The organism is Mycobacterium sp. IDUB_19 (genome assembly GCF_055419445.1).
Window position 1 is genome coordinate 57,152 of the sequence record NZ_JBVAXR010000016.1, and the last position, 14,715, is coordinate 71,866.

Sequence of the window (14,715 nt, forward strand, 5' to 3'; positions counted from 1 at the left end):
GAGGGCGGTCGACGCGGGGCGAAGCACGGCAGCTTATGCCCGGTGCGTTCAGTGGATCCGAACGATGATCTCCGAGTGGCCCAAACGGATCACGTCGCCATCGGCCAACTGCCACTCCTGTATCGGAGCGTTGTTCACGGTCGTGCCATTCGTGGAGTTGAGGTCGGAGAGCAGCGCGACCTGTCCATCCCAGCGGATTTCCAAGTGGCGGCGCGACACACCGGTGTCCGGCAGCCGGAACTGGGCGTCTTGCCCGCGACCGACGATGTTGGAACCTTCGCGCAGCTGGTAAGTCCGGCCGCTGCCATCGTCGAGCTGCAGCGTGACTGCCGCTCCGGCAGCGCCATAGCCGCCCTGCCCGTAACCGCCGTAGCCGCCGCCGGCCTGCTGGCCGTAGTCGGCCTGTTGGCCATACTCGGGCTGCTGTCCGTACTCGGGCTGCTGTCCGTACTCGGGCTGCTGGCCGTACTCGTAATCGCGGTGAGCGGTCTCGGGGTATCCGGCGCCGCCCGCAGGGCCGTATCCACCGGCCGGAACGTTCTCCGCGTACTGCGTGTAGTCCCCGCCGCCATGCTCCTGCTGGCCGTAACCCTGACCGCCCTGCTGGTAACCCGGGTCGTATCCGCCCCCCTGCTCGGGGTAGGCCGGCCGTTGCGGTTCGGGCGCGCCCGGGGGCGGGTAGCCGCCATCCTCGGGACGCGCGGGCCCGCGACCGTACTCGCCATAGCCGCCGCCGTAGCCCTGCTGGCCACCGCCGGGCTGACCGCCAGCGGGAGGACCGTAGCCGGCACCGCCCTGGCGGTAGCCCTGGTCGTAACCCTGCGCGCCTTGGTCGTAGCCCTGGCCGGCGTAGCCACCACCGGCAGGCGGACGCTGCTCATACGACGGCGGGTAGCCGCCCTGCCCCTGGTCGGGGTAGCCGCGACCCTGGTCCTGGTAACCACCCTGGCCCGGGTACCCACCCTGCGGCGGGTAGCCGCCTTGTTCGGGATAGCCGCCTTGTTCGGGATAGCCGCCACCTTGCTGCGGATAGCCGCCCTGGTCGGGGTAGCCGCCGCGCTGTTCTTGGTAGCCGCCCTGGTCGGGGTGGCGGGGCGGCTGGTATCCGCCTTGCGGTGGGTAGCCGCCCTGCTCTTGCGGATATCCCCCGCGAGAGTCGGGTCCGCCCTGCGGCTCCTGGCAGCCGCGCTGATCGTCTTGCGGACGCCCGTACCGCTCGTCGTAGTACTCGTCGCCGGGACGCCCCTGCCCCTGACCGCGGTAGCTCGAGTTATCAGTCATTGGTGCTACTCCTGGTTCTGCGCTGAACGCCTGATTAGATTGTGGCCGGGCGGGATCGTTGACCATCGGGCGGGGCTCGACATCGGGGTTGACAGCGCCGCGGGCGCGAAACTGTCCGGTATGCAGGTTCGGCAACTGCTCGAACCGAACGACGACATCACCATACGTTTCCCACCCCTGTTCATGGATATAGTCGGCCAGGTATCTAGCGAATGCGCCCGACGTGAGATCCGGATCGGCGCCCACCTTCTCGAAGTCGTGCATACCGAGGGTAATGACGTATTCGTTAGGCGCCAAAAGGCGATTTCCCCGAAGCGGCCGCAGGCCGTCCTCGGCTTCGCGGCGCAATAGCGCCTCAACCTCTTGGGGGACAATGGATCCCCCGAACATTCGGGCAAATGCGTCGCCGACGGTCGACTCGAGCTTGCGCTCAATCCGCGCCGCAAGCCCCCTTTGGCTACTCACGTCTCAGCGCTCGCCCGCACTTGTCGCGGTGTATCGCCGGCGCAAGGCAAACGATTCGCCCGCGTGTCGTATCACTCATGCATGGTATCGGGACACCGCTACGCTGCGTCACCGTGAGAACTCTGAGAATCATATCCATGCTGGTCAGACGCGGTTCGAGTGCGAGGCGGCGGGGCACTGAACGGGCTCTGACGTCCGCGGGCGCGGTTAGGGTGGAGGGCTACTACAGTGATATGGTCCATCGGTTGTTTTCCCCGGGCGAGTGGCGGAATGGCAGACGCGCTGGCTTCAGGTGCCAGTGTCCTTCGGGACGTGGGGGTTCAAGTCCCCCTTCGCCCACAAGGCGGTTCGATGGACCGCAGGCGCAAAGGCCACGAACTCTAAGAGGGGTCGTGGCCTTCGCTAATTGCCGTCCACAGGGACCGAGATTGGTCGCGCCCGGCTCCGGTGATTAACTGCAATCGTGCGCAGGAAACCAGAGCTGGCGCGACGTTTCTACGATCGCTTCGAGCCAGTGCATGCGGTGACGTACTTCGCGCCAGAGGCGCGGGCGGCACTCGACGAGCTGGGGTACCGAGGCTTCTGGATGGGCTACTTCGCGGCCCGGTCCGCCCCGCTGGGCGCGGCGCCGCCGGAGCTGGTGACCGCGGTCTTTCACAACTTCTCCCCCCAACGCGTCGCCAAGGCCCTGCCGGCGGCTTGGCAGACCGCCGGCCCGGAGGCCGCATTGCGGGCCCGGCAGGACTCGGCGGTCGCGGCGCTGCGCCGTTATGGCTTGAACGAAGATGAAAACGTCAGTGCCGCGGCGGAATTGGCTGGCAAGGCAGCGCGGCAGGCGGCCGTCGACGGGCGACCGTTGTTCGCCGCGAATCGCGCGCTGCCGTGGCCGGACAATCCGCTGGCCGCGTTGTGGCATGCCACCACGCTGTTGCGTGAGCAGCGCGGCGACGGCCACGTGGCGGTCTTGACCGCTGCCGGCATCTCGGGCCGGGAGTCCAACGTGTTGCACGCCGCCGCGGGCCGCGTCCCGCGGGATTACATCGCGCGCACGCGCGACTACGACGACGCGGAATGGCATCGCCACGAACAACGGCTGGCCGAGCGTGGACTGGTGGATGCTGACGGCTCGCTCACCGCGGCGGGCCGGGAACTCAAGGATCACGTCGAATCGAGCACCGACGCGCTCGGCCTGTCGGCGCTCGAGGCGCTCAGCGACGACGAGGTGGAGGCGTTGTTCCAGGCGCTCACGCCGATCACCCGAGCCGTGGTCGAGGGTGGCGACGTTCTATCCGTCACCCCAATGGCATTGCGCCGCGACGAACTGCATGACGCCAGTGCGCATTTAGGCGCTGGCTAGCGAGGTTTGGCGCTACGGATCGCGCGGCAGCAGGCGCTGCTTCTGCTCGATGAATTCGTCTTGGGTGAGAATCCCCGCGTCACGCAGGGAGGCCAGCTCCCGCAGCTCGGCGGCGATGCTCGTGATCGGGCCGCCCACCGGAGTCTGCGGCACTTCGGCTGCCTCGGCCGGCGCGGCATCCTTTGGCTTCCGCCCAAGCACCCCGATCCGCTCCTGGCGTCCCGCGCCACCTCCGCCCGTGGTGCCGGCCATGGCGCGCCCGGCCATGCTCGCCAGGGCCATCTGGCTGAACAGGCTTCCCGCGCTGGAGCCGGTGGCTTGTGCGGCGGCCCCGACGGTCGCGGCCGGGAGCGCCGTCGTCATGGCACGCAACTCGGGGGCCGCGGCCGCCCATCCCGGCGGCACCGACAATCGTCCGATCGAATTCGCTTGGTTGAAACCTCCGGTAACCGTCGCGGCGGGGTTGGTGAGCACCGGAAATGACGTCGGTGGCGCCGCTACGTTGCCCGGCCAAGATTGCACACCCGCCCAGCCGCTGACGATGTCATCGGTGTGGACACCGGTGTAGTAACCGCCCACGTCGTAGGGAAGAGCCGTGGTCCCCAGCGAGGTGTCGGCGGCAAGGCCGGCTGTCCCGATCTCCGGGTCGACGAAAACGGCACTCAGGTCCGCAAGCAGGCCCAGCAGATCCCGCCCGCCAAACCCCGGGAACGCCAGGCTCGGGCTCGCCAGATTCGTCAGCGCGTTGGGGACCGCGGAGAACGACTGCTGAATCGACGAGACGGCGCCCTGCGCGTCGCCGGCGCTGGTGTTGGCGGCTGCGTTGACGGCGGCGGCCTGGTCCCCGGACCCGCTGGAGCTGGTGCTCGACGGTGGCGAGGTGAGCGGTTCGAGCCGGGTCGCCGACGCCGACGCAGCCGCGTAGCTCTGCATGGCGCCGGTGTCCTGGGCCCACATCTCGCCGTACTGCGCTTCGGTGGTCGCTATCGCCGACGTGTTCTGGCCGAAGAAGTTCGTTGCCACCAGCGCGGCCAGCAGGCTTCTGTTGCCGGCGACCACCGGCGGGGGCACCGTTTCCGCAAACGCGGCTTCGTAGGCAGCCGCCGCCAGAATGGCCTGGTTGCCGGTCTGCTCAGCCTGCTCGGAGGTAGTTCTCAGCCACGAGATGTACGGGGCGGCCGCGGCCGCCATCGCCGCCGCCGCGGGGCCCAGCCAGGGCCCGGCGGTGAGGCCGTCGATCGCCGACTCGTACGAGCTAGCCGCCGAGCCCAGTTCGGCGGACAGCGCTTCCCAAGCGGATGCGGCGGCCAGCAGAGGTCCAGAACCGGGGCCTGCATAGATGCGCGCCGAGTTGATCTCCGGCGGCAATGATGCGAAGTCCATCGTGTTCCCTCCGATAAAGATGGCCGCCAGCCGACGGCCCGGTTGACGGCAAACGAACGAGGATACCGTCCGAGCTCGGGGTCCTGTGCTGACTGTTTTGCTTGCGGGGATCGTTAGTTGCCGTGTCGAAACCACGACTCCCGCCCAGCAGTCCAGGATCCGTGTTGGTGGGAGTACCCATTTACCCGGCTGTCCTGGCAAGACACGTTATGCCATGCGGCCAGGCAATTGGGCAGGGACACCTGAACCGGGCCTCTGGTGTGACAATCGGCGCGCTTCGCGGAACGACGGCAGACCGCTTTCGACTTGCTTTGCTCGGCGAACGTCAGGTAGGGCCCCGGCGCGACAACGGCGGTGCAGTGCGCGCCGTCGCTCGACCGGGCTTAGCTGCTGGGCTGGGTCTGCGCCCAGCCCCTCACCTCGGCGGTTACCGGGTCGGTGATCTCGTCGAACTCGGGGTGCTTCTTGAGCACCGTCTCGACCATCGAGCAGACGGGGACGACACGTTTGCCGGCGTCGCGCGCCCCGTTCAGCGCCCCCTCGACGAGGATGGTCGCCAGGCCCCGTCCGCCGAAGTCGGGGTCGACGACGGTGTGGTAGAAAACGCGCTGGTTGCCGCGGTCTGCATAGTCGGCGTGGCCGACGGTCTTGCCGTCGACGGCAATCGTGTACGTCTGGTGTCCCGCGGCGACGGTGGTCTCCGCGCCAGTCTTATCGGTTGTCATGTGGGTTCCTTATCCTTCCGGTCGGTGCGGTATTGGTCGTGGCCGCAGCCGGGTGGTCGGCAGCGGCGGGGCGGGCAGCCGCGGCACTGAACCCCGGTAGCCCTCAACTGCGCCGAAGCGCGGGTCGGCGCCCTCCCACAGTTGGCGATAGGCGACGATCTCATCGTGGGTGCGCCCGACGAAGTTCCACCACATCAGCAGCTCCTCGGTGAACGGGGTACCGCCCAACAGCACTACCCGCGCCGGCCGGTCCCCAACATTGCGCAGCTGCAGTGTGGCGCTGCCCGAGCCTTGATACCCGAGCTCGGCGACTGCCAGGGGCGTGCGTCTCATCGCTACGGCGCCCACATCGCAGAGCACGCCGTGTTCGAAGGCCGGGTCGATGTCGAGGCACAGCTCAGTGTTGGCGTCGAGATCGATCTGGGCACCCAGCAGCGGGGTGAATGTGGGCACCGGAGAACGGTTGCCGGCCAGCTCGCCGAGAAACACCCGCGCGACCGCGCCGGGCAGCGAGATCGAATCGGGCACATGGTGAGCGAAGCCGCGTCCGGTGTCGCGATCGGAGCCGGGCAGGGCGACCCACAGCTGGACTCCGTGCAGTACGGCGTCCGACTCGACCGATACCTCGGAATGACAAATCCCCGCGCCCGCAGTCATCAGATTCAACTCGCCGGGCCGGACCAGGGCGTGCACGCCGGCACTGTCGCGGTGTTCCACTTGCCCACTGAACAGCCAGCTCACCGTTTGTAGTCCCGTATGCGGATGCGGGGGAACGTCCATGCGCGCAGCGACAGGGCCGTAGTGGTCGATGAAGCACCACGCGCCGATCAGCGAGCGTTGTCGTTGCGGCAGGGTGCGTTGCACGCGGATGGCCCGGGGGCCGCCCAGCGGAACTTCTCGCGGGTGTAGCACCTCGATACCCGCAACCCGTGAAGCGCTGCAGGCGACTTCGGCCGGCGCGGTCTCGAGATTGCTCACCGTGCACCCTTCGTTGCGGGCGTGATACGGCCGACCGTACCCGGACCCGCCGGCCTACCTGCCCGGCGGCCGCAGCGCCCGCATGGCCACCCGCATGATCGGCTCGGGGATCTGGTCCTTCACCGACAGGGCGGCGTCGGCCGCGCGGGATCGCAGCGGGGTGCCCCGGCCGAAGATCCGGTTCAGCGGTCCGCCGGTCGGCTCGAGCACGACATGCAGCGGCGGCGTGCCCACGGCGGCGCCCAACGCGTTCGAGATGACCATCCGCTGGATCTCGCTGGTGCCTTCAAAGATGGTGTATAACTTGGCATCTCGATACCACTTCTCGACCGGGTGGTCGGTGATGTAGCCCCAGCCGCCCATGGTCTGGACCGCGCGTTCGGTGGCCTTGATCGCGACCTCGCTGGCGGCTAGCTTCGCCATCGAGCCCTCTGCGCGCTCGAACACGACGTCGTTGGCCGCCATCCAGGAGGCCCGCCAGGTCAACAGCCGGGCGGCGTCGATCTGTGTGGCCAGGTCGGCCAACGGGAACGCGATGCCCTGGTTGTCGATGATCGGCCCGCCGAACGCCTCTCTCTCGGTGGCATACGCCGTCGCGTACTCCAGCGCCGCCCGCGCGATGCCGATTGCCTGAGCGGCGACCATCGGACGGGTCTGCTCGAAGGTGCCCAGTGTCGCCGAGCCGGAGCGCTGTCCACCGGCGACGAGTTCGCGGGCTTTAGCGAGCTTGTGTTCGAGCTTGTCTTGTCCGCCAAGCAAATTGGCGGCCGGAACCCGGACGCCGTTGAATCGCAACTCCGCGGTGTGCGACGCGCGGCAGCCCAGCTTGTCGAGCTTGCGCACCAGTTCCAGTCCAGGGCTGCCGCCCGGTACTACGAAGAGGCCTTGACCGCGGTGGCCGAGCTCCTCGTCGACCACGGCGTTGACCACGTGCACGTTGGCGATGCCGCCGTTGCCGATCCACATCTTGTGGCCGTCGATGATCCAGTCGTCACCGTCGCGGCGGGCGCGGGTGCGCAGATTGCGTACGTCGCTGCCGCCCTCGGGCTCGGAAATCGCGAGTGCTGCTAGTTTGAGATCACCTGGGGTGCCGAAACATTCGGGCGCCCACTGCAGCATCTGCTCCGGGGACGCGGCCTGGCCGATCGCCGAGAGCGCCAGTGCCGGCATCACAATCGCCAGTCCGATTCCGGCGCAGCCCCAGAACAGCTCTTCCATGAACATCGGCAGCGACAGGCCGGTGGGATCGCCGATCAGATCGCGGTAGAACAGCGGACTGTAGAAGCCGCGTTCGGCCGCCTCCTCGAGGACGGGCCAGGGGAACTCCTGCCGCTGGTCGTAGTCCAGAGCGACCGGACGTATCACCGATTCGGCGAACTCGTGCGTGCGACGGGCGAGGTCGTGCTGCGCTGCGGTCGGCGTCAGGTCGAACGGCATGGTTGCACCTCTGGGTCGACGGTCTGATGTCCCGTCGCGATCGACTACCCCGTCGATTGGGTGAACAAACGTTCACGGCACGCGGCGCGCCGGTCAGGCTGCCGAACGCGGGCCAACCCGTGCGATCGGCAGGTGCAGCACCACCGCGGGCGTCGGGATGGCCTCGTGCTCGCTGCGTCCCAACAACGCCGCATTCTCGGGCAGCTGCCGGGAGTTGATCTCGCCGGCGGCGATGCGCCGCAGGATTTCGTGGGCTCGAGCAAGCTGGTCGCGCTTGCGGTATTGGCCGCCGGGAAGTTTGACGCCGGCCCAGACCCCGTATTCCTCCCGATGTGCGATCGCGTACTGGGCGCAACGCCGCTGCTGTGCCAACGGGCAGCGACGCAGGCATTGGATCCGCGCCTCGGTGGCTGACCGCTCGTAGGCACGCGCCTTGGCCGCGCCGTCACCACTGTCGTCGTCGGGGTAGCCGAACCACAGCTCGGGGTCGGTTGCGCAGGGGTGCCCCATGTCGGTCTCCTTGTCTTGGATTAAACGTAGGCAAAAGCGTATACACAACGAACGGGCCTTCGCAAGAGAAACGTGACAAAAACGTATATACATAGCGATAGGGCGCGGGCTGTGTAATATCCGGCCTATGGCCGGAGCCCGCGGGTGAGCCGTGAATCGGCAGGTGCGGCCATCCGTGCATTGCGTGAGTCGCGCGATTGGTCCCTAGCGGAGCTTGCTGCCGCGACCGGCGTCAGCATCATGGGACTGAGCTATCTGGAGCGCGGCGCCCGCAAGCCGCACAAAAGTACAGTTCAGAAGGTTGAAAACGGCCTGGGCCTGCCGCCGGGCACCTACTCGCGGTTGTTGGTGGCCGCCGATCCGGACGCCGAGCTGGCCCGATTGATCGCTGCGCAGCCCCCCGGAACGATGTCTCCGCCCCGCGCCGGGGCGGTGGTGGTCGACCGTCACAGCGACACCGAAGTGCTGGAAGGCTATGCCGAAGCCCAACTCGATGCCCTCAAATCCGTCATCGATCGGCTGCCGGCGACGACATCAAACGAATATGAGACGTATATTCTCTCTGTGATCGCGCAATGCGTGAAGGCAGAGATGCTCGCGGCCAGCTCGTGGCGCGTTGCCGTGAACGCCGGCGCCGACTCCACCGGCCGGCTGATGGAGCATCTGAAAGCCCTCGAGGAGACGCGCAGCGCCCTGCTGAAGCGGATGCCGACCAGCCTGAGCGCGCGTTTCGACCGGGCTTGTGCGCAGTCATTGCTGCCCGACGCGATCATCGCGGCACTGCTCGGCGTGAGCAGTGACGAAATGTGGGATATCCGCAATCGCGGGATGATCCCCGCGGGGGTGCTCCCCCGCGTTCGTGCGTTCGCCGACGCGACGGAGCCGCCGGACGACGACAGCACAGATCAGGACCGCGGCGAGGGGGACCGATGACCGGAAGCGACATCGAGGCGTTGAGCCGCGCACACCAGTTGTTCGCCGGGAGCACCCAGCAGCCAATGCTGGACGCACCCTACCGCGCATCGAACCGAACCATCGCATTGAATGGTGTTGTCGGACAGGACAATTACCAATTTCGGGTAAACCAAAGCCATGAAGCGCTGCGCTCGGCAGCGCGCACGGATACCGCGGCGGCGGGCGTCATCGCCGATGCCCGCCGGGACCGGGCGCAGGCGCGTGAGCTGACCGGGAACGTCCTCGACGAGGCCCGCGCCGACGCCGCCGCTTCCCCGATCACGCCGATTGCCCAGCGCGAGGCGATGCGTCGTCGGGCCGCGAGGCTTCGCGCGCAGCGGGCACATGTGTTGGCCGCCCGGCTGCGCGCTCGACGGCATTCGGCGGCGCTGCGGGCCCTGCGTTACCGAATGCTGCACCACCACGGTCCGGGATTGGGCGGACTGCGGCTGCCGCCGCCGAGTAGCCGGGCCGGAATTGCGGTGCGCGCGGCGCTATCCCGATTGGGCCGCCCCTACGTCTGGGGCGCGACCGGCCCCGATCAGTTCGACTGTTCCGGGCTGGTCCAGTGGTCCTACGCGCAGGCGGGAATCCATCTGGACCGCACCACGTATCAACAGATCAACGACGGAATCCCAGTGCCCCGTTCGCAAGTCAGGCCCGGCGATCTCGTGTTCCCGCACACGGGACACGTGCAGATCGCGATCGGCAACAACCTCGTCGTCGAAGCGCCGTATTCGGGTGCCTCGGTGCGGATCAGCCGGCTGGGCAACTACGTCGCGATTCGCCGCCCGATATGAAACTAGGTTGAACGCATGTCAGAACAAGCCGGCACTTCGCTAGCCGCCATAGCCGCGCGGCAGGCGGCGATGGCGACCCAGCACGGCTCGGTCGCCGAGGCAGACCGTGTGCTGATGGACGTGCTGGCCAGCGCGCATGCCGCGATGCGGGAGAGCATCGCGCGGCTGGACGCAATCGCCGACGAGATCGAGCGCGCTGTTCCGCACCAGGCGAGCCTGGCCGTCGATACGCCTATGGGGGCGCGCGAGTTTCAGAAGTTTCTGGTTGCCAAGCAGCGTGAGATCGCGGCGGTCGTGGCGGACGCGCACGATCTCGATCGTGCGAAAACGGCTGTGCTGGAAAGCCTGCGGGACCAGTACGGCACATCATCGGGCTAACGCGGCGATGTTCATCCACAGCCGCATCGCGGTGAATTGTCGACGGCTTGGGGCCTAAGTACTGTCACCGGGCATGGAGGGGTCGCGACACCGCCCGCGTTCGGGCGCAGCGCCGTTTGGCTAGCCGATGTCGACGTATGACGAGCTGTTGGCCACGGTCAAAGCCGTGCGCGACCGCGCCGGCGATCCAGACGCGTGGCAGACCGGGTTGACGCCGGCGGAGCTGGCCGCCGTGGTCACCCCCACGACACGTCCACAACAACTCGACGCGATCCTGGCCAAGATCCGCCAACAACATCCGGACCTGTTCGGCCCCGACGTGGCAACGGCCGGCCCGCCTCGGGTGCCGAGCCCACCTCAGGGAGATCGCCAGCAGGGCGCCGCGGCCGAAGCCATTGCGGGGGCTGAAGCCGCTCTGGCACATCAGAATTCGGCGAGCTCTCAGCTCGACCTACAAGTGATTTCGGCCATCATGAACGCCCATTTGAGGACCGTCGAAGGGGCAGAAGCGCTGGGCGCGTTGCAGCGCGAGACCGAGGCCGCGGTGCAAACTCGATCGGACTTGGACACTCCGGCAGGAGCTCGCGACTTCCAGCGGTTCCTGATCGGCAAGCTCAGAGACATCCGGGCGGTCGTCATGAACGCCAGCCTGGACGACACGTCGAAGTCAGCACTGATGGCGGCATGGACATCGCTGTATGACGCCTCGAAGACCGTGCCGAGCGGTGCGGGCGAGAGCAAGTCGGCATCGGTGGCCCCGGTCGCAGCGCCCGTGCGTGACAGTGGGCAACAGCCGCCCGACGCCGGATGGGATCCCCTATTGGATCCGCTGCTGACGGACGATCCCGGACTGCTGGGCGAGGATTCGGGGCAGGGTCCGCGCGAGAGCGCGGCGACTCCCACGACCGCGTCGTCGCTGCCGGGCATTCCCAACGTCGGTCTGGGGTCGACGCCCGGGCCGGGTTCGATGGCCGGCTGGGGCACGCCGAGCGGGTTGGCGCTTCCCGGGCGCGAGGGGGGCGGCGAAACCGATCCGGCGTTGGGCGGTCTGGACGACGAGGCGCCCGACGAGGACCCGGCCGATGACGAGGATCCGGACAAACGCAATGACGACGACCACGGCCAGGACGCGTCAACGGCGGAATCACCACCGGCGGGCCCGACGACGGTGACCTTGCCCGACGGTGAGACGGTGACGGCAGCCAGCCCGCAGCTGGCGGCGGCCATCGAGGCAGCAGTGGGCGGCGCGTCGATCCCGGATGCCTTCCACCAACAGGGAATCACCATTCCCGCACCGGGAACCGCGGTGGCCAATCCGGTCGATCCGGTTCAGGTCGCGCCGGGGGATATCGGGATTTTCACCGATCGCCATGCGCTGGCCCTCGGCCACACCAAGGCCCTTCTGGATGGCCAGATTCAGCCCATCGCCACCGTAAGCGGCGCAAGCTTTCTAGGCTGGGAGCATCCGCCGGCCGCGGCCGCCGCGACCGCGCCAGCCAGGACCGACGAACCGACACCCACCCGGCCGGCGGCCACGCCGGCCACTCGACAATAGTGAACTCGCCGGCCCGGCCGGCGGCGCAGGAACAGGAGACAGCGGATGGCAGATCGAATCCATGTGGTGCCCGCGCACTTACGTGAAGCCGCTGCGCGTCATCAGGAAACCTCCGAGTACTTGCGCACCATTCCGTCGTCGCATGCCGCCATCCAGGAGAGCCTGGACTCATTGGGGCCGATCTTCGGTGAACTTCGCGACGCCGGACGCGAACTGCTTGAACTCAGGCGACAGTGCTACGAGCAGCAGGCGGACGACCACGCCGATATGGCGCACAACTTGACCGTGTCGGCCAGGACTTGGGATCAGCATGAACAAGATGCGGGCGGCCAACTCGGCCGCATTGTCGACGGCGGTAGATGACAGACGCCAATCCCGCGTTCGACACCGTTCACCCGAGTGGGCACATCCTGGTCCGCTCGTGTCGCGGCGGATACATGCACAGCGTTGCGCTGAGTGAAGAGGCGATGGATACCGACGCCGCGACCCTGGCCCAGGGCATTCTGCTGACCGCGGATGTGTCTTGGCTCAAAGCGTTGCTTGAAGTTCGTGATGAGATCGTGGCGGCCGGACACACCCCGTCGGCGGAGGTTCCGACCCCGAATGACCTCGATGCGGCGATCGAGAAGCTGCTGGCGCACAAACTGCGCCGCCGCGACGGCGCCGACTAGCCCGCCGCCTCTAGACCAGCCAAGTTTTGGCGGCATCGGGGTCCGGTGCGATATCGCCCGGTGGCTCGATGGGATTGGCGCCGAACAACTCTCGTGCGCGGCCGAGCATGGCACGCACCTCGTCGAGTTGCTGCTGCAGCGCAGAATCAGCCATGGGCTTACGCTACCGAGCGCGTCACACCCGCACAATTCACCTTTGGTAATGAGCGTTCGGCAGGTATCGGTAGTCTGGCCCGGTGGCGATCTTCGGTCGAAAGACGGCGCGCCAGCGCCTCCGGAGAGCTACCCGGGAATCACTGTCGATGCCGGCCTTCAGCTCTCCTGTCGATTGCACCCCCTGGGTGATCGGTGGGCTTTGGCCTGCCGAACTGTCGACGGCGACCGACGAAACCGCCACGCTCGCACAGTATCTCGAGAAGGACTTGCAGCGAATCACCAACAGCGCCAACGACGAGCTGAGGATGGTCAAGCGGTCCGGACTCACCGATGCGACCCGGCACGCGGCGGAGGCCAAGGTCATCGACGAAGCCCGCGCCCGCGCCATGCGGCGAGTGGAATCGACAATTCGCCAACTGGACATGATGAAGGCGCAGATGCGTGCGCGGCGTCAAACCGCGCAGGTCGCGCGGCGTTACAGCGAGGCCGATATCGAGCGGACGCAAGTCATCCCCACGGTCCGGGCGTCGGAGCCCGACGTCCGAGAGCCGACGATCGACGAAACCCAAGTCATCCCGGTGGTCGCCGCGGCAGAGCCCGCAATCGCTGATCCGACGCTCGATCAGACGCAGGTCATCCCCGTCGTCACGGCAGAACCCGTCGCCGACGAGCCCGCGGCCGCTGCCGAGGTGCCGGTCGCGGACGTGTCAGCCGATGAGGACGACGAGTCCGAACCTGCGGTGGGCCGGCATCGACTTCCGTCAACAGCTGTCACTGCGGTCGTCCCAGTGCCGGCGGCGCCGGAGGCGGAACCTGAGCCCGAGCCGGAGCCCGAGCCCGAGCCCGAGCCGGAGCCGGAACCAGAACCCGAGCCGGAGCCTGAGCCGGAGCCGGAGCCGGAACCAGAACCCGAGCCGGAGCCTGAGCCGGAAGCTGCGGAACCCGAGCCAGAGCCTGCTGAAGCTCCGGCGGCCCCCGTCGACACCGAATCCGACGCGGAACGACTACACCGGCTGCTGGCGTTCGTGGTGCGCCAAGAACCACGGCTGAACTGGGCAGTCGGTGACCTGGCGGACGGCACGACGCTGTTGGTCACCGACCTCGCTCACGGCTGGATCCCTTCGGGGATCGCGCTTCCGGTGGGCGTGCAATTGTTGGCGCCCGGACGGCGCGCCGGCAAAGCCCCGGCGCTGCTCAGCGAGGCGATCCGGACCGCGACCTATACCCCCGGCGATCGGGTGGGCCGGTCGACTGACTTCGCCGAGACGGAGTCCTCGGTGCGGGCGCGCGAGCTGCCCGCGGTCGAAGACCTGGGATGGGAGCTGGGTCGACTCACGCACTGGCGCGACGGAATACCACGGTTGGTGCACACCTTGGCGAAAGCCTCCACTGCGGGAACTGGTGTCGTGGAGGAGGAAGCCGACCTGCTGCGGGTGCATCTCGACACCGCCCGCTACCAGCTCCTGAGCCAGTATCCGGACGCCGAGTCTGCGCTCCTGCTCAATTGCCTGCTGCTGGCCGCGACCGAAAGCAGTGTCGCCGGCGACACGACCTCGGCCAACTATCACCTGGCGTGGTTCCAAAAGCTCGATGAGCCGCCGGCCAGCCAGTGGACCACGGACCCGTCGGAGTAATCGGGCAGACGCCGCTCAAATCCCCAAAATCGTGAATTGACGCTGGTTGGAGGGGTCGATGATACTGACATGGTGTCGGGGTCGGGCGGACGCACGAATCTGAGCGACAAGGATCTCGTCGAGGCGGTTCTGCGTGAACTGAGCGAGGCGGCTGACAAGTGGGAAGCCCTTGTCGCGCAAGCCGAGACGATCACGTACAGCGTGGACTTGGGGGATATTCGCGCCGTGGCAAATTCCGACGGCAAGTTGGTTGAGCTGACGCTGCATCCGGGCGTGATGGCCGGCTACGCCCACGCAGCGCTGGCTGACAGGTTGAACCTCGCGATCGCGGCGCTTCGCGAGGAGGCAGAAGCCGAGAATCGGGCGAGGTACGGCGACGAGCTGCACTGATGTCGGTGTCGATGCAGCACTCTGTATCGACCGCCGGAAGG

The 14,715-nt window shown here is 67.5% G+C and carries 16 protein-coding genes, 1 tRNA gene and 1 pseudogene; 11 read left to right on the top strand and 7 right to left on the bottom strand.

The annotated features are described in order from the left end of the window. Positions 1–48: 48 nt before the first annotated feature. A complete protein-coding gene (locus ACZY0B_RS14920) occupies positions 49–1,746 on the bottom strand; it encodes a DUF3662 and FHA domain-containing protein (RefSeq protein WP_463764902.1) in 1,698 nt (565 codons plus the stop codon). Between the two features lie 256 nt (positions 1,747–2,002). On the opposite strand from ACZY0B_RS14920, the gene ACZY0B_RS14925 reads away from it, so the two are divergent. After that, a tRNA-Leu gene (locus ACZY0B_RS14925) sits at positions 2,003–2,085 on the top strand. 124 nt (positions 2,086–2,209) lie between these two features. Next, on the top strand, positions 2,210–3,103 hold the full coding sequence (locus tag ACZY0B_RS14930) for an SCO6745 family protein (protein ID WP_463764903.1): 894 nt from the start codon (positions 2,210–2,212) through the stop codon (positions 3,101–3,103). A gap of 12 nt (positions 3,104–3,115) precedes the next feature. On the opposite strand, the gene ACZY0B_RS14935 is transcribed toward ACZY0B_RS14930, so the two are convergent. From ACZY0B_RS14935 to ACZY0B_RS14955, 5 genes are all read right to left on the bottom strand, one after another. Further along, entirely contained in the window at positions 3,116–4,486 is a 1,371-nt protein-coding gene (locus tag ACZY0B_RS14935) for a PPE family protein, SVP subgroup (RefSeq protein ID WP_463764904.1), read from the bottom strand. Between the two features lie 383 nt (positions 4,487–4,869). Continuing rightward, positions 4,870–5,211 carry a GNAT family N-acetyltransferase gene (locus tag ACZY0B_RS14940; protein ID WP_463764905.1) on the bottom strand — a complete coding sequence of 114 codons (342 nt, stop codon included), beginning with the start codon at positions 5,209–5,211 and terminating at the stop codon, positions 4,870–4,872. Between the two features lie 9 nt (positions 5,212–5,220). Then, positions 5,221–6,189 carry a pirin family protein gene (locus ACZY0B_RS14945; protein ID WP_463764906.1) on the bottom strand — a complete coding sequence of 323 codons (969 nt, stop codon included), beginning with the start codon at positions 6,187–6,189 and terminating at the stop codon, positions 5,221–5,223. Positions 6,190–6,243: 54 nt separating this feature from the next. Then, positions 6,244–7,626 (bottom strand): acyl-CoA dehydrogenase family protein, encoded by a 1,383-nt coding sequence (locus ACZY0B_RS14950; RefSeq protein ID WP_463764907.1) that lies wholly within the window; start codon positions 7,624–7,626, stop codon positions 6,244–6,246. A 93-nt stretch (positions 7,627–7,719) separates the two neighbouring features. Next, a complete protein-coding gene (locus ACZY0B_RS14955) occupies positions 7,720–8,136 on the bottom strand; it encodes a WhiB family transcriptional regulator (RefSeq protein ID WP_463764908.1) in 417 nt (138 codons plus the stop codon). Between the two features lie 144 nt (positions 8,137–8,280). Between ACZY0B_RS14955 and ACZY0B_RS14960 the strand changes: the two genes are divergently transcribed. The 6 genes from ACZY0B_RS14960 to ACZY0B_RS14985 all read left to right on the top strand — a co-directional run bounded on the left by ACZY0B_RS14960 (position 8,281) and on the right by ACZY0B_RS14985 (position 12,494). After that, the gene (locus tag ACZY0B_RS14960) at positions 8,281–9,069 is read left to right on the top strand and encodes a helix-turn-helix domain-containing protein (protein WP_463764909.1); all 789 of its coding nucleotides are present in this window, start codon (positions 8,281–8,283) and stop codon (positions 9,067–9,069) included. Next, positions 9,066–9,890, top strand: coding sequence for a C40 family peptidase (locus ACZY0B_RS14965; protein WP_463764910.1), 825 nt, complete (start codon positions 9,066–9,068; stop codon positions 9,888–9,890). Before ACZY0B_RS14960 ends, ACZY0B_RS14965 begins: the two co-directional genes overlap by 4 nt. Before the next feature lie 15 nt (positions 9,891–9,905). Beyond that, positions 9,906–10,268, top strand: a complete 363-nt coding sequence (locus tag ACZY0B_RS14970; RefSeq protein ID WP_463764911.1) for a DUF4226 domain-containing protein — start codon at positions 9,906–9,908, stop codon at positions 10,266–10,268. 127 nt (positions 10,269–10,395) lie between these two features. Next, the gene (locus ACZY0B_RS14975) at positions 10,396–11,823 is read left to right on the top strand and encodes a DUF4226 domain-containing protein (protein ID WP_463764912.1); all 1,428 of its coding nucleotides are present in this window, start codon (positions 10,396–10,398) and stop codon (positions 11,821–11,823) included. A gap of 45 nt (positions 11,824–11,868) precedes the next feature. Next, positions 11,869–12,186 (top strand): ESX-1 secretion-associated protein, encoded by a 318-nt coding sequence (locus ACZY0B_RS14980; RefSeq protein ID WP_463764913.1) that lies wholly within the window; start codon positions 11,869–11,871, stop codon positions 12,184–12,186. Then, complete coding sequence (locus ACZY0B_RS14985) at positions 12,183–12,494, top strand: DUF2694 family protein (protein WP_463764914.1); 312 nt, start codon at positions 12,183–12,185, stop codon at positions 12,492–12,494. The genes ACZY0B_RS14980 and ACZY0B_RS14985 overlap by 4 nt, the downstream gene beginning before the upstream one ends. A gap of 10 nt (positions 12,495–12,504) precedes the next feature. On the opposite strand, the gene ACZY0B_RS14990 is transcribed toward ACZY0B_RS14985, so the two are convergent. Continuing rightward, a complete protein-coding gene (locus ACZY0B_RS14990; protein ID WP_463764915.1) occupies positions 12,505–12,648 on the bottom strand; it encodes a hypothetical protein in 144 nt (47 codons plus the stop codon). A gap of 82 nt (positions 12,649–12,730) precedes the next feature. Between ACZY0B_RS14990 and ACZY0B_RS14995 the strand changes: the two are divergent. From ACZY0B_RS14995 to ACZY0B_RS15005, 3 genes and pseudogenes are all read left to right on the top strand, one after another. Beyond that, positions 12,731–13,064: pseudogene (locus ACZY0B_RS14995) on the top strand (hypothetical protein); the annotation flags it as partial. 23 nt (positions 13,065–13,087) lie between these two features. Continuing rightward, positions 13,088–14,284 carry a DUF5631 domain-containing protein gene (locus ACZY0B_RS15000; RefSeq protein ID WP_463764953.1) on the top strand — a complete coding sequence of 399 codons (1,197 nt, stop codon included), beginning with the start codon at positions 13,088–13,090 and terminating at the stop codon, positions 14,282–14,284. Positions 14,285–14,353: 69 nt separating this feature from the next. Then, positions 14,354–14,674 (top strand): DUF2710 family protein, encoded by a 321-nt coding sequence (locus tag ACZY0B_RS15005; protein WP_463764916.1) that lies wholly within the window; start codon positions 14,354–14,356, stop codon positions 14,672–14,674. Positions 14,675–14,715: the final 41 nt, after the last annotated feature.